Raw genomic sequence first — 16,004 nt, forward strand, 5'->3', positions numbered from 1 at the left:
GTAACACAAACTATTAACATAAAAAAAAGCCCAGCAGAATGCCAGGCTTTACCAATCTATTTATTCTACAAATAATCTGTTTGCTTCAGCATCCGATGCAACATCACAGCAGCTTGTGCACGAGTGGCATTACCCTGAGGTTGGAACTCACTTGTGGTCATTCCCAAAATAATCCCAGATTGCACAGCTTTAGCTACGAATTCTGCACTTTGATTCTGAATTTTAGACTTATCCTTAAAGCGAGCCAGTGTTGAGGCAGAAGTGCCGCTTAAAGTAATAGGATGTTTGGTGTATTCCATTGCCCGAATCATCATGATTGCCATCTGCTCTCGAGTGATATTATCGTTAGGCCGGAAGGAGCCATCCGTGTTCCCTGTAATAATACCAGCCTTGGCTGCTGCACCAATATAGTCTCCAGTTTGTGTGGAAGGCTGCACATCCCGGAAGCGCTGTGCGGTCTCGCGATCGCCTAGCAAACCAAGTCCCCGGCTAAGCATTACTGCAAACTCTGCACGGGTAATCTTTTTTTCTGGACTAAATGTAGTCCCGTAACTGCTATCGATGATAGTCTTTGCACTAAGCTCAGCTACGATCGAATTACTCCAATGCTTACTCATATCTGAGAAGGCCCGGGTTGATATAAAGGTTCCTAACACCTGATTACCCTCCGTACGAGCACGAATAATCGTATAGCTACCTACCGTACTTACTTTTGTTGGCAGATAAGCTGCATCGTAATAGGAAAGATCCAGTCTAGCAGCAGATGTCTGCGCATTGTTCAATGAAGAAGTTGTACGCACAGTGTATTCTCCAGGTACCGATAATGCCTTAGCATTAGAATAATTGCTGCTTACTATCGCAGTCACCCGGACATCCATAAGACTAGTAACGCTCTGCATCCCCATAGTTTTTAGCTTTTGCTCAAATGGGGAGAACGTACCTGCCGGAACCTTTTCTAAGCGGAACACCAGCGAGATATTTTTACTGTCTGCAATCAAGCTAGTCGCTAATCCGTTCATATCGATATCGTCTAGTCCTACGCTATATAAGTGATCGCCATAACGTATCATAAATTTTGTGGTTTTACTGCGATTTACAGCATCAAGCAAAGGCTTTAAAGGAACAGTCACATAGGCCGATTGTTCTGTAGCAGGCACCTCAAAAGCTAATGTATCACTACTTGCCTTATACAGATATTCATAACTGGCCGTCAGGCGATCTGTGTTTAAGGTATATCTTTTTACAGATTGATTGTATAACGAACGGTCATCCACGATTTGTGAAGAGTCACTCTTCAGCAGCGCGTATTCTTTTCCAAACTCACTTGTTGCAAGCGTCCCTAGATAGGATGGACGATTTCCCGTTCCGGTGCTCACGCCGGTTAGGTTCTTAACAGAGAGAGAAGAGAATGAGGACAGTATATTACCGTTCAAATCCTTGATCGTACCTGAACCTGACATATAGGACAAATCGATAGTTTGCCCGGTCTTTACTACTGAGGATGTTGTTATTTTCAAAATATCCCCTGACAAAGTGTAGTTTTGTACACCTATACTGCTTCCATCTGCTCTAACTCCGAACTGATTAGCGTAGAGGGAACCAGATGCCTGCATGTTTTTACTGAATGTAACCGTAAGCTCGTCGCCATTGATGGTGGCAGAACTAATCTCAGGTATGCTAGTTCCGCTGTTTTCCGAGATGGACACAGGCTGCAGGTTAATATAAGCTGCACGGTTTCCATTTAAATCGCTTATTCCGGTAGTCCCCGGAACATAGGATACAGTAACATTCTGATTCACCGTCAAAGCACTCTGGAGCGTTAGCGTGATCTGTGAGCCACTGACCGATACATTCGTAACATAGTTAGGAGTGGTGCCAACAAGCACAGAGAACTGGCTGTTCATCGGGAGGTTTGTCGTTGACAAGCCTTCATTGTAATTCAGAAGGATTTTATTGCCACCTCCGGTTGCACTTTGGAACACGGGTGGAATTGTATCGTTGCTGTTGCGAATGTAGAAATCTGTGAAATCCGCAATATTTTGTCCAAAAGAATTCTGCAAAGGATAAGAGCCTGCATAATAGGAGACACGAACGGTCTGGCCATTAGAAGCATCGCTATTTAACCCTAAATATACAGTGTTCCCGCTGGAGCTTATGGAGTTGACCCCTAGGGATCCCCCATCTGAAGTCACTAGAAACTGACTATGTGCGTAAGAGGAAACTGCCTTTAAGGAGTCATTGAAATTCAACGCTACCGTTCTACCCGTGATCCGTCCATCTTTGGGTGTAGGCATGGAGGACTCGATAGTGTTAGTAACCTGCTTTGAGCTAAAGGTGCTGGCTGCATTTCCGCTTGGATCTTGAATGGTCCGCAGACCCCCTGTATAGCTAACCTTCACGTTCTGTCCAACCGCTACCCCTGTACTGAGTACCACATAGGCGCTGTCTCCCTGGATATAGACACTTTCAATTGTACGACTCTCATCATTCACCGTAGCACCAAAGCTGGAGATCAACAGTGCAATGGAAGAGTTGAGACTCTCATTGTATTTTAAACGAATGGTCCGATTGTTCTCGAGTGATGCAGATGTGAGCTGTGGAGCTGTTTTGTCCTGAGACAAGGTCCGGAAGCTCCATGAATTTTTGCCGCTTAGTCCATCATAGATAACATTAGCATCAATAGCGTCTACGAAAGCTCCTTTAGCAATATCAATATAATAGGTTGAGTCGCTATCTAAAGCTGTTTTAGGCGTAATTACATATTCGTTTGCTACAGTTGTACTCCGGTTAACAGTAACCGGAACCTGTGCGCCGCCACTTTTATAAAGTGCTACGCCATTTTCCACAGCACTGTTATAATTCACATTACGATTGAATGTGACAGAAAATGATCTGTTGTTAGCTATGGATTCACTCCGGTCAGCCGGGTTTAGCGCGCTTACGTTAAGTCCTGTCAAAGAAGCCGTTGTAAATGTCCAGGTATACGCACCCGAAGCCGGAAATACATTTCCGTCTTGATCGTAAAAAGCTCCCTGCGGTATCGTCACCGTATACTGCGTACTGTTTAGCAAGGGTGATGCTGCTGATGCTGGAAGCAATGTTATAGTTCTGCTGCTTCCTCCTGTAACGGCTGGGGAGTTTACATTAAGCCATCTCGTTCTAGCATCGTTAGCTGCACCTGGAGATACTGTTATGGTTCCAGCTGCAGGCATCATAGGACGATCAAATGTAAGCTGTAGGGCTCCAGTGGTAGATAACCCACCTGATCCGTTTGCCGGTGCAGGAGTCACTGGAATCTCTGCAACACCTTTAGTAGAGAAGCTCCACACATCACCGCTTGAAATCCCGGAATACGTTCGATTATCAACATCCTTAAAAGCATAAGAATCTATAAGAACATAATAGTTACTTCCGGAGGCCAATGTTTTATCCAATGTTAGTTTAACTGTAGTAGAGTTAGCATCAGTCTGAACGTTAACTCTAGTATCATCATCCTTAATTTTGAACTCTTGTACGGTTGCATTATCTGCAGACGACAAAATTCGAATGGAACCTCCACCTTTTATCAGGTTTTTATTTAAGGTTAGACTTAGCTCCTTAAGGGCTCCTGCATCCACTCTTGTATTATTAGCAGGTGAAAAGTTGCCTGCCGTAATCGCTGTATTACTCTCAGGCGCAGTGGTAAATGCCCATGAAGTAACACCTGACTCATTACCATCATTATCCTTGAACAACCCCTTAGGAATTGTCACTGTATAAGTCTTGTTTGAAGTAAACTGTTGATTTAGCTTAAGCTCGTAATCTTTTGAACTACCAATTAGACCATAACTACCAATAGGAATCGTTAAAAAAGGTGAGCTATCACCTTGACCCGTAATAGTAATTTCACCTGACTGCGGGTTTACTTGACGATCAAAGCTCAGTCTAAGGGATGATCCTATACTTACATAACTTGCTCCAGGCGCTGGTGAGACTGTTATACCAAACTCTGATGCAGCGTACACTGCTGAATTCCCTATTCCAATAGCAGGATAACCCGAACCAAGTACTAACTCTCCCGCTAGAATAAGTGCCGTCCATATTGAAATTTTTCTTTTCATTCCGTGATAGACTCCTCTCAAGCCATACTATCGTCTTTATGTATATTCTTATATTTCGGCTAAAAGGCTGGCAAAGTTTAGTAGTCTACTTCTCTATGGTTAGATTCACTAGCCTTGCTCGTTTTCGCACGCAAAATAACCCGCAGAGCTGACACCATGGCCAACTTGCGGGTTAACATATTATAAGACCGTATGATGAATTACAACCCTGCTTGATCTCTTAGCAATTCTGCTTTATCTACGCGTTCCCATGGAAGATCAACATCAGTACGTCCGAAATGACCGTAAGCTGCAGTTTGTCTATAAATCGGTTTACGCAAATCAAGCATAGAAATGATGCCCGCAGGGCGAAGATCAAAGTTGTTGCTGATCAGTTGAACCATTTTCTCTTCACTGATTTTACCTGTTCCGTATGTATCCACATTTATCGAGACAGGAGTAGCTACACCGATGGCATAGGCAAGTTGGATCTCACATTTGTCGGCCAAACCAGCAGCTACAAGATTCTTAGCTACATAACGAGCCGCGTAAGCCGCAGAACGGTCCACTTTAGTTGGATCCTTACCTGAGAATGCTCCGCCGCCATGACGAGCATAACCGCCGTATGTATCGACGATAATCTTACGGCCAGTTAGACCAGCATCCCCTTGAGGACCCCCAATAACAAAACGTCCGGTTGGGTTAATAAAGTATTTGGTTTCTGCATCAAGCAGTTCCGCAGGAACAACAGGCAAAATAACATGTTCTTTAATATCCGCCTGAATTTGTTCAAGAGAAATTTCCTCTGCATGTTGTGTAGATACTACGATAGCGTCTACGCGTACAGGTTTTTCATCTTGATACTCAATCGTAACTTGTGTTTTGCCGTCTGGACGAAGATAGTCTAAGGTTCCGTTCTTACGAACTTCAGATAAACGACGTGCAATACGATGTGATAAAGCAATCGGCAGTGGCATCAGTTCAGGTGTCTCGTTCGTAGCAAAACCAAACATGAGTCCTTGATCGCCTGCACCAATATTAGCTGTTTCTTCAGCTACTTGAGCAGGATCACGGTGTTCTAAAGCAGAGTTAACACCTTGGGCAATATCAGCGGACTGCTCGTTAAGAGAACTCAACACAGCACATGTATTATAGTCGAAACCATATTTTGCACGTGTGTATCCAATTTCTTTGATGGTATTGCGTACGATGGCAGGAATATCAACATACTCTGATTTGGTACTGATTTCCCCGATCACCAGTACAAGACCTGTTGCTACTGCTACTTCGCAGGCTACACGTGCATTAGGATCATTAACTAAAAATGCATCCAATACCGCGTCGGAAATCTGGTCACAGATTTTATCCGGATGCCCTTCCGTAACGGACTCAGAAGTAAACAAATGACGCCCTTTAATAGACAAGTATAACAACCTCCCATATGGTTAGTCTGACACTGTATAAGGGATTCCTTAATGATAACAGGCCAAATAATAAAACTAAATAATATAAATAATTCAGGTTTGCCTGATTTCTTTTTATGAAGGATTTTTGCAAAATTTGATGCCTACATTCACTAAACTCTTCAAAAAATGAACCTTTTCCATATGGAAAAGGTTTAAGGCTTTCCTCAAAAGTCATATTATCTTATTTAGGGGGTGGTGTCAATTAAACACAGAGCCCCCCGTGAGAGTATGAATATTGATTTCACGCTATAAAAAAGCAATATCAGACAAGGAATAAGGCCATCCTAACCCCTGATATTATTGAAAAAGAGACTGTTCAGCTTGCTTAATGAGTCTCTTCGTAATTTCTCCTCCAACAGACCCATTATCCCTTGAACTTAGATGCCCAAGGTACTGACTACGGCCAGAACCACTACCTCCGACTGCTCCTAACTCAGAAGCAAATTCCGTGTCTGCCCCGCCTCCATAATGAGCCCCATATAAACCAAATTCAGCTGCAATTTCATATTGCATTTGTTTCAGCATTGTCCGACTTTCAGGTACGACTGTACGATTATTACGTGCCATGTTACAGCACCTCCTGTGAATTTGTAAGATTACAGGAATATTGTGCGTCCATCACTTAATCTTCAATCGCGCCAATGATTTGTAACTTTGGAAAACAGTTTGAAGGTATGATTACGTCTGTTTACGGGCATTATGAATATATATCATTACACATTATTTCAAGGTATATCCACCACGAACCATCACAACAAGACCAAGCGTTTGACCCTCTTGAACAGCTATTCCACGACCATCACGAGGGAAAGACAATAAGTGGTTAGATGGTGCAGCTAGTCCGTTTGTAAGATCTTTACCGTCTGTTAAATCGGCCACACCATTGGCATCTTGTGAAACGATTACTGCTTTACCGGCGCGAACGATAAATTCAGCGCCTGCAGAAGCAATTAAAGTTTGGCCGGGCTTCACATCAACAATCACAGATTCACTACTGCTATTTTGACCAGGTGTAGCTACTGGCGCTGTGGTTGCACTAGGCGCAGGTGTAGCACTCGCTACCGGAGTCGTCACTGTACCACCTGATAGTGCTTTCTGAATTTGCTGATCTACGTAGCTTTTCGTAACTACAGGATCATCCGTTGTGCCAGGCTGAGAACCAACACCTGCACCTTCAGCAGTAATGTTTAGCAAAGACCCAGCCCATATACCACCAGCCAGCAAAACAGCAGCGGTTGTTACTTTCCATACCGATTTCAAAGAAGTTCCTCCTCATTATTGGGGATAAAAACCTATAAAAAAAGAATAGCCTCCGAAGAGGCTATTCTGTGCTTCGGTAATCGGAGATTACTTAGCGGAGATTTCTGTTTCGCCTTTGATCTTGTTGCCATCAGCATCGAAGATTGCAGCGTCTTTCTTAACTTTAACAATGATTCTGTTAACACCGTTGGCGTTAAGATCAAGTTCTTCTTTAGCACCAGCAGCGGAATCAATGATTTTCTTGGAGAATTTAACAGACCATTTTCCTTTATCAGATCCGTATTTAATCGGAGTGATAGAAAGAATGTTTTCTGATGAAATTTTGTTGCTAGAATTAACATCAGTGTTGATGTAGAATTCCAGGTTCGCTTTCAAGTCAGCTTCAGTTGTAGCTTCATTCAGGTCTTTGGAGAATCCGAGAATCAGTTCAGTTGAACCTCCGCTGGATACTACAGCTGAATCAAACGCAGGGCTAATTCTGCTAGTCAGCTTACCTTTTTGTTGTGCAACTGTACCATCGATTACGTTACCAGCAGTATCAGTAACACCATTCACAGCAAAGACATAGTCTTTAGTTTCTGTGATGCTGGAGCTAGGGATATATACATATGCACGAGCACGAGTTGGGTTAGTAGCAGATGATACTTCTTCGCCTTTTTCGTTCAATGTTTTAATTGTAACGTAAGAAGTGCTTGGAAGACCAGCATTGTTCAATGTGTAGCTGTTTTTATCAAGAATTGTGGATGATTTCAAACCGCTAGCATCAAACAGATCAACAGTGATCAAAGCATCACCATAAGTGTCATCACCAACAGATTTGCTATCATAGAACTTGATAGGAGCAGCGCCATTAACAACCAACAATTCTGGAGCTTTATCGTCAGTTGAAGTAGATCCGATTGTTACAGGCAATACTGCAGCAGTCAGTTCATTTGCACTGTAGGATTTATCTACGAACAATCCTGCAGGAATACGCAATGTGTAGCTACCAGCAGTTGGTACACTTACACCAGTGATAGTGAAAGTACTTCCGCTACCTTTAACAAGACTAGAATTGTGAAGCACAGTTGTAGCTTCACCAGTAGTATCATTAATCAGTTGCAGGGTGCCTTTACCTTTGTATACAACATTTTCAGAGAATTTCAGAACCAGACCTTTATTAACAGCTGTAGTTGTGTAAGTAACACCAGTTACAGTAGGAGCTACAGTGTCTTTAGTAAAGGTAATTGCTTGGCTAGCAGCTGTTCCCAAAATGTTACCCAGAGTATCTTTTACAGAAGCTCCGAATACTACAGAACCAGTGAAAGTTCCAGTTGAAGGGAAGCTAGTCAATGGGCTTTGAAGGGTGAACTTCTTGCCATTGTCAGTAGTCAACACTTGGAACGTACCTTGGCTTTCACCAACGGAGTTCAACAAGCGAACATTACCAACCAAAGAAGCACGATCAACTGTTTTGTCGAACTCAACTTCAACATACTTGTCACTTACTGGAGTTACGCTCTTGATTACTGGAGCAGCAACATCAGAAACTACAGTTACAGTAGTTTTGATTGGGTTAGGATTAGCTACATTACCTGCAAAGTCAGTAACGTTAAGCAACGATACATCGTAAGTTTTGCCGCTATCCAATGTTCCTGCAGACAATTTATACTCAGTGTAAGTATCATTTGTTACAGTTACAGTAGCAACTTGACCATTTACGTAAGCAACAATACCAGTAGTTTTAACTGGTTCGCTGAATTTCACGTATACATCTTTAGTAGTTGCTTTTGCAGTAGAGCTAGCAGAAGCAAGTGTTGGAGCAACTGTATCAGCAACAGTGATCAGTTGTGTGTAAGCTGGGATAGCTTCAGCAGATGTTGTTGTTACAGCATCGTTAAGAACTACAGTGTAGTTACCTTTAAGGAATTTAACTCCTGGCAGGGTAATAACAGCTTCAGTGTTGTCAGCGTTGAAGGTAACATTAGCATTAGCTACTTCGTTAACATCACTACCCACTTTAGTTACTTTTACTACGCCGTCGATAACTTTGCTGGATTCAGCCAGTGTATCAACATCGATTGAACGGTTAAATTTGATTACTACTTGTTTAGCATTTGGAGCTTCTGCGGAAACAACCTTAGGAGCTGCCAAAGTTACTTTTGTAGTGTAATCATGATCATTGTGTTTGAAGTTGATTGTAGTTTCAACGCCTGCTACAAGAGCAGTTGTCAATTCAACAGTTGTAGTAGTTTTGTCAGAGAAAGTAACAACTACTTTAGTTGGGCTCAATGCTTCAGCAGAAACGATTGTAGCTGCTTGGCTCAATTGATCCACAGCATAAGCTGTTTCAACTACCAAAGAACGGCTAGCGTTAGCTTTGAAGTTAGTGTCTTTAGCAACCAAACCTGCATTGATTACTGCTTGAGCATAACCTTTAGCCCATGCGGATGCAGAGTTATCAGTTGTAGTTGGTTGTTCCAATTTCAAAGCGCGGAACAATACAGCCGCAACTTCTTCAACTGTTACTTTACCGTTGTAATCGAAGATACCTTTAACAGTATCTTTACCTTGCATGTAGTTTACTGCAGTAACAGCTTCGATGTAAGGCACAGCCCAGTTCGATGCGTTGTAACCTTTGTCTTTGTAAGACAATTTGTTACTTACTTCAGTAAGGTCGAACAATTTAGTAACGATCTTCGCGAACTCAGCACGAGTAAGATCTTTTTCAAGGTGAGCTTGACCATCTGGGTATCCGTTGAGAATACCTTTCGCTGCCAAAGCATCAAATTTTTGTTGCGGAGTTGTTGCTGCGTCACCAAACGCTACAGAGGCAAACATCGAGAATGCCATTGCTGTAGATAATGCTACGGATAAAATTTTCTTCATAACCTTTTTTTCTCCTCCTTGGACGTTCATAAACTGAGATTTTTCTTTAGTTGAGTAGCTCATGTCACTCATTAGCCGATGCACCCCCTTTCCCGAGTTGAGCAAATTAAGTATAAATAATGTCTGTGACGGGTATCACAGAAACTGGTAAACGATTTTAGGACATGACAATACTAGATTCCTAATTATACCTAAGTATTATACAATGTGCCTCAAGTCACGTAAAGCTAATTTTTCCATTTTGTTAAATTGGCTTTACCAGCGGTTAATTTCAGCCTCTGTGTAAATGACTCTACACCTTAAACGCAGAAGATTTGAAAAAGTTGCGGTTTCTCAAAAAAAATCTTCTTTTTTATATTTTCCGGTGTGATCCCATTAGAAGATACATATGTATGTTCTACTAACTATTGTTAATCATGGGTGCCTACGGAAAACAGTATATCATAGTCGCTTTCTAAACGTCATTATGCAATATTTACTAAGAATCATTAACACTTGTACTATTAATTTAAACATTCCTACAAAAAACAAAAAAAGCGCCGTTGCCGACGCTTGCTTCTATTACATTGTTTCTAACGAATCTTCATAGATAATTGGATCAATTCCTGACGCTTCTCAGGACTCGAGTTCACATTGTCATACATTGCATCAATAGCTGCGCGGTTCTCGCGGTAGCTCTTCTCATGCTTGATTGTAGTATGAGACCATTCGATCAGAGCATTCTCAGTAACAACAAGCTCGTTGTATGAATCGTGGAATCCTGTTGCTTGCACCAGTTCCTCCATGACCTCTTGAGTGATCTCCTGTAGTGCCCGTTTAGCTGCAATTTCCTTCTCCAACACTTTTGCTCTATTCTCAAACATATTCTTGGCTTTCATGTAATCCAACTGTGCTTTTGATAAAATCGGTTTCATCGATGGCTTTCACCTTTCAGAAAATAATATTTTCTACATTATTGTATCGTAAATCGGTGCAGATTACAAAATTTATGTCGCTGGTAATTGTTATCTTTACATCAAAACTCCGACCTACGAATACTTTTCGCAGGCCGGAGCACTTTTTTATTCTTTAGTTAAAGTTCTTAGGGAAGATGCTTGTACTCTTCTGTAAGAGTGCCACAGTAATCTTACCGGCCTCTGCTCTAGTCAACTTACCCTTCGGGTTAAAGTTATAGACGGGCTTCTTTTGGCCTGTAACGGTCACAGCACTTCCTTCCATAATCTTAGCTTTAGATATAGCTTCAATTGCAGGACGTGAGTAGAAATCCATGTTGCTTGTATCAACAAATGATTTGCTTAAGCTTGCCAACAGTTTACTGTCATTCAACGACATCTTGAGTTTCAACGCCCTAGCTATCATTACTGCGGCTTGTTCACGTGTTAAGGCTTGATCAGGCCCAAAGAAGCCATCACTGAGGCCTGTAACAATACCTGCCCTAGCAGCTGTCTCAATGTGTTTGAAATCCCATGTAGCCGCTACGGCTTCTGGCACAATATCAAAGAAGGTTTGTTTATTAGCATCATAGTTCAAAGGAATACTTAATGATTTCACCAACAATGTAGCGAATTCACCACGAGTGGTCAAATCATCCGCCCCGAATGCATCTGCTCGAAGATTAGTCATAAATCCTTTGGAATACAATCCATTCATTATATTTCTGCCCCAAGGATGATTCGTAATATCAACAAAACCACGGCGCAGCTTCATAACAGTGTAATAACCAAATTCATCGAATGGAACGGTGATGGTATGTTTTTTCGTATCTACGACGCCGCCCAAATTCTCCCACTTACCTGAATCTGTATATCGGAATACTGTAATAGTCGATCCCACTTCATCCACAATGCTGGAGTTGAAAGTAAGCGTCAATTCACCACGTTGGGAAGGTACGATTTTTCTTGTTTGACTATACTGCGTAAAGTATCCAGTCTTTCCACTGGCATCCACGAAATGCGGGGTAACCCCGTTGGTCTCAAGATTAACGCCATCATTTCCTAGACCACCACTAAGCCAATAGATATCCGATACTCTCGAAAAGTTATTAGTAGAAACGGTTGATGTAAAGCGTAGAGCAAGATCCTGTGGAATCACAAGCTGCCCGCCCCCGCCTTCGGTTCTGTCGTCACTACCCGTTACGTTGATAATGTTCCCGTAATCATTCTTACGTTCAACAACGCCATCAGCGGGATCCGCGATACCAAACAACAGTTTTGTATTAGGATAATATTTTGCAGCACCAGAGCTAGTATATCCCTTCATAATCGTGCCTTTAGGGAAGTTCAATTCCAAGGTTTTATTAAAGACACTATACTTCGTAGCTACCTTCTCAGCCATATATTGTGTATCAATCTGCACTGCACTAGCATAATACACATTTATAGTATCGCTTATTGTGGAGTTAGCACGAACCACTTGTATCTTAATGGGATTCGATTTGTCTGCTTTTAAGCCCACATAATCATAGGTGAAGCGATCTTGATTTGGCAAATCCGTACGTTTAATTGCTTCTTCTTTGCCAATTATTACTTTAGTGGCACCTTCAGCCTCAATATCAAAACGAACAAAGTTTTTGTTAACAACAATTTGCTCACCTACCGTCGCTACAGGTGACAGAAGACGATATGGAGCAACTTCCCGCACTACTTCAAGACGTTGTGTAGTTCTTGCTCCTGTTTTGTTAATAAGCTCTAGGGTATAAACTTGACTTCCTGGGGCATCAAACTTAATGTCACGTAATCTTAAAATAAAGTTTTTAGCACTGCCAATGTAGTCATAATACAAACCATTTGCAGCCACTTCATCAGGATAACGTTTAGGACCAATAGGTCCAGCGGATTCCGTACCGTCAATTAGCAGCTTATCCTGCCCCGTCGAAGTAAACACCAGAGTAGAACCCTGATAAAGATTCAGCGTTGTAGCACCACTACCTTGTAGTACCAAGTCGAATTTATCTTTGCTTGTTGTATATTTTTCATCCTTATATACAATCTCAGCCGGCAATGCCAGCATGGCATTACGCTCGACTTCATTAGAAAGGGTTGTAGTTGTAAATGGTAAACGATTATCCCCTAAAGTAGGATGGAATTGTTTCACCCCAGAAATATTGGTATCAATGATGTAGATTTTAAGTTCTTTTTTGATAATACGTTGGTTACCAGCATTATCTCTTGAGACTCCAGTAAATACGATTTTATTCTCACCGTATACCAGTGGTCCCGTCTGACTGATTGTCACAGTGAAATTAAAAGTTGTTTTATTTACTGTTGAGTTTTTTTCTACTTCAAGCTTAAAAGGATTGCTAGATAATGAGTTACTGTCTGTACCGTTAATTTGCACTTGTGCATTTTCTATATTTTCGAACCCGATATATTCCCCAGCGACATTAAGTTTTCTTTCTACACTGGAATCGAATTCGTAGGTCTGACCATCTTGCAGATTACTTACATATATATAGTTTTTCGATACATATGAAATATCAGCATTATAGAAGGATTCGGATCCTTTATAACGGAATTGTACCTTTTGTTGACCATTAGAGAACCCTGATATTTTATAAATATATTCATTTGTTCCTGTGCCTGCAGTTACATAATCTATGGATAGTGGTTTATTACTCAAAGGCAAATAGTTTGCAGTTATATCTGCTGGGGTTGTTGATCTATTTGTCTTCGCCATTATATAGAAACTATCCGTCTCTAACTGTTGGCCATTCAAAGGCAATTTAGAGATATTGGTAAGATCACCTGAGCCTGTATATCCAGGAAGGTAGTACATTTCTGTTATAACAGTCTCATTTTTCAAAAATTTATATGAATAAAGATGAGAACTGCTGTGGCTGCCATAATCTACAGACAATTTAAAGTCATTTACACCCGCCAAGATTTCTAAATCAGCTGCAGTCTTAAATTTAACCAATTTATACGTTGGCGTAACGCCATCAGGACCAGGAATTGTTAATTCTTCTGTCACAGCACTAATCGTTACAACTTTTTCGGAACTATTACCTTTATTAAGAGTTAGCACAGCATTTGTTGCAAACGGAGCCACGTTATATGGAACTAAGATCTGTCCAGTAAAACCTGCAACACTTGGAGTCAAATCAGCAGTCAACGTAGGCACATTATCATTTAAGATATTATAGTCCGCATTGTCGTGGTTGATGTTCAAAGAAGCGTACGGTTGATCCTTATCAAAGAAATATACGGATCTGTCTATTGTTATTGAATCCGAAGCATTTTGAATAACAATCTTAAGCGTACTTAATCCCGGACTCAAGTTCAGCGCGGGGGTGAAAAATGTTCCGTCTTCCAATAGGGAAGTTTGTAATGCAGTTCCTCCATTCACGGAGACACTGACTTTAGTGGCATTCGTTACTTTACCTTGAAGAGTAACTGTAGATACTGGTACGACAACTTGTGTTCCTTCATTTAAATTAAGCGCAGAAGGACCACCCAAAACTTTTAATTCTGTTACATAGGGAACTTTATCGTAAAGAACATAAAATGATTCTGAACGTTGGAGATTCCCTTGCATACCAGAAAAGGTCACCTTATTAAAACCTGTATACAAAACAAGACCAGATGCTACAAAACGGTTATCCGGGCTATTGGTATCTGTTGTTACCGCTCCCGTAGTCAGGTGAGTAGCATCTGTTACCCATTTATTAGATTGACTATCTTTTGTAAGCTGCTCTACAGTAACCTTCATCGTGGAAGATGTTACCTGAGAGTAGGTTCCTGTAATTGAAAAGGTAGGGCTACTTACTTTGTAAACACTAGAACGGTCAATAAGTCCCTCAGGATTAGGATTAGCTGTTGTTGCTACAACATCCTGTTTCAACAGAACAGTATTACGTAATGTGAGATCATCCGGACTGAAGAAAGTCGTGGAGCTCGTGGTAGCCGCTGCCGCTATGGGCGTGTATTTACCTGGGAACATAGAAACGATCAAAGCCGCCAGCATCAGCCAAACGAACGGTCTCTTAAAGCGTTGCATGTGTTATATCTCTCCTTTGAGTATAAATTCTCGTAAACCTTCACTTTGTTCTTTATCGGTCATAGGAAGCGATATTTTTAGGGAAAACAACAAAAAACTCATCCGAAAAGGGATGAGTTTTGTTAGTTATAGAAAATATTAGAATAATACCATTAATAAATTAAGATTTGGAACCTCTTTCCGGATTAGCCTTCATACGAATTCTTAAAAAGAAATCAATCAGCGGACGTTTAGTCTTACCGATCAAACCTGTAACTTCCGCACCGATCTGCAAGAAGAAGAGCATGATGCAGATGACTACAAAGGTAACCCAGTTCGCCTCGTAAAGAGCGGCAGAGGATTGAATAACAGCTAAAACTCCGAAAAATGCAGCAATACCATAAATAATGAGCACAGTCTGACGATGACTAAAGCCTAGCTCGCGAAGGCAATGATGCAAGTGACCTTTATCTGGTGCAAAGATTGGTTTCTTCTGCAGCTTACGGCGCACGATCGCAAAGAACGTGTCCGACAACGGTACACCAATAATAAGCAAAGGTGTAATAAACGAAACCACGGCAATCTGTTTAAACCCTAGCAAAGCAAGTAAAGCTAAGCAGAAGCCTAAGAACAGCGATCCCGTATCCCCCATAAAAATCTTGGCGGGATGGAAGTTGAAGAACAAGAATCCGATTATGCTACCCAGAAGCAACAGGCATAACATGGCAACCATCGTGTTACCCATCAAGAAAGCCATTACCGCAATCGTAGCAATCGCAATCCCTGATACACCAGCAGCAAGCCCGTCCAACCCGTCAATCAGGTTAACAGCATTGGTGACACCAACAATCCAGAAAATCGTAAGCGGGATAGCAATCCAGCTTTCCAATGAAGAATACGTATTGTTAAATGGAATATTCACAAAATCTACAGTAATACCAAAACCGAAAACTACAATACATGCTGCAACAATTTGGCCCAGCAGCTTCAACTTTGCTGATAATTCAAATCGGTCATCCAAACCTCCGATAAGTACAATCAGTCCGCCGCCACACAGCAGCGCTTTGATGAAGTTGGCCTCCCGCGGAGTGAACTCATATGGAATAATCGGCAATACGGCAAGCAGGCCTAACACAAACGCCAGAAAAATAGCTAATCCGCCAAGGCGGGGCATAATTTTCGTGTGCACTTTACGAGCATTCGGCACATCTGTCGCACCAATCTTAATGGCGAATTTCTTCACCAAAGGTGTGAGGCCAAGTGCGAGTCCCATGCATACGATAAATCCAGCGATGTATATGATTAACATTTGATCAGTCGACCCCCATTTCTCTACCGCATTGAATTATACGCTGTT

8 protein-coding genes are annotated in these 16,004 nt (G+C 41.6%); all 8 read right to left on the reverse strand.

Annotation, left to right across the window (positions count from 1 at the left end; translation table 11 throughout):
- Positions 1-65: 65 nt before the first annotated feature.
- The gene (locus NSQ50_RS28945; protein ID WP_051491195.1) at positions 66-4,100 is read right to left on the reverse strand and encodes an Ig-like domain-containing protein; all 4,035 of its coding nucleotides are present in this window, start codon (positions 4,098-4,100) and stop codon (positions 66-68) included.
- A 200-nt stretch (positions 4,101-4,300) separates the two neighbouring features.
- On the reverse strand, positions 4,301-5,503 hold the full coding sequence (gene metK, locus NSQ50_RS28950; protein ID WP_036681514.1) for a methionine adenosyltransferase: 1,203 nt from the start codon (positions 5,501-5,503) through the stop codon (positions 4,301-4,303).
- Positions 5,504-5,842: 339 nt separating this feature from the next.
- Positions 5,843-6,112 carry an alpha/beta-type small acid-soluble spore protein gene (locus tag NSQ50_RS28955; RefSeq protein WP_036681516.1) on the reverse strand — a complete coding sequence of 90 codons (270 nt, stop codon included), beginning with the start codon at positions 6,110-6,112 and terminating at the stop codon, positions 5,843-5,845.
- 153 nt (positions 6,113-6,265) lie between these two features.
- Complete coding sequence (locus NSQ50_RS28960) at positions 6,266-6,805, reverse strand: hypothetical protein (RefSeq protein WP_036681518.1); 540 nt, start codon at positions 6,803-6,805, stop codon at positions 6,266-6,268.
- A gap of 87 nt (positions 6,806-6,892) precedes the next feature.
- Entirely contained in the window at positions 6,893-9,745 is a 2,853-nt protein-coding gene (locus NSQ50_RS28965) for an Ig-like domain-containing protein (protein WP_051491196.1), read from the reverse strand.
- 500 nt (positions 9,746-10,245) lie between these two features.
- Positions 10,246-10,587 carry a hypothetical protein gene (locus NSQ50_RS28970; protein ID WP_036681520.1) on the reverse strand — a complete coding sequence of 114 codons (342 nt, stop codon included), beginning with the start codon at positions 10,585-10,587 and terminating at the stop codon, positions 10,246-10,248.
- 154 nt (positions 10,588-10,741) lie between these two features.
- Positions 10,742-14,668, reverse strand: a complete 3,927-nt coding sequence (locus NSQ50_RS28975; RefSeq protein ID WP_036681521.1) for an S-layer homology domain-containing protein — start codon at positions 14,666-14,668, stop codon at positions 10,742-10,744.
- 160 nt (positions 14,669-14,828) lie between these two features.
- Positions 14,829-15,956 (reverse strand): glycosyltransferase family 4 protein, encoded by a 1,128-nt coding sequence (locus NSQ50_RS28980; RefSeq protein ID WP_036681523.1) that lies wholly within the window; start codon positions 15,954-15,956, stop codon positions 14,829-14,831.
- Between the last annotated feature and the right edge of the window lie 48 nt (positions 15,957-16,004).

Source organism: Paenibacillus sp. FSL R10-2788, from assembly GCF_038003885.1.
GTDB classification, from domain to species: Bacteria; Bacillota; Bacilli; order Paenibacillales; family Paenibacillaceae; genus Paenibacillus_AQ; species Paenibacillus_AQ odorifer.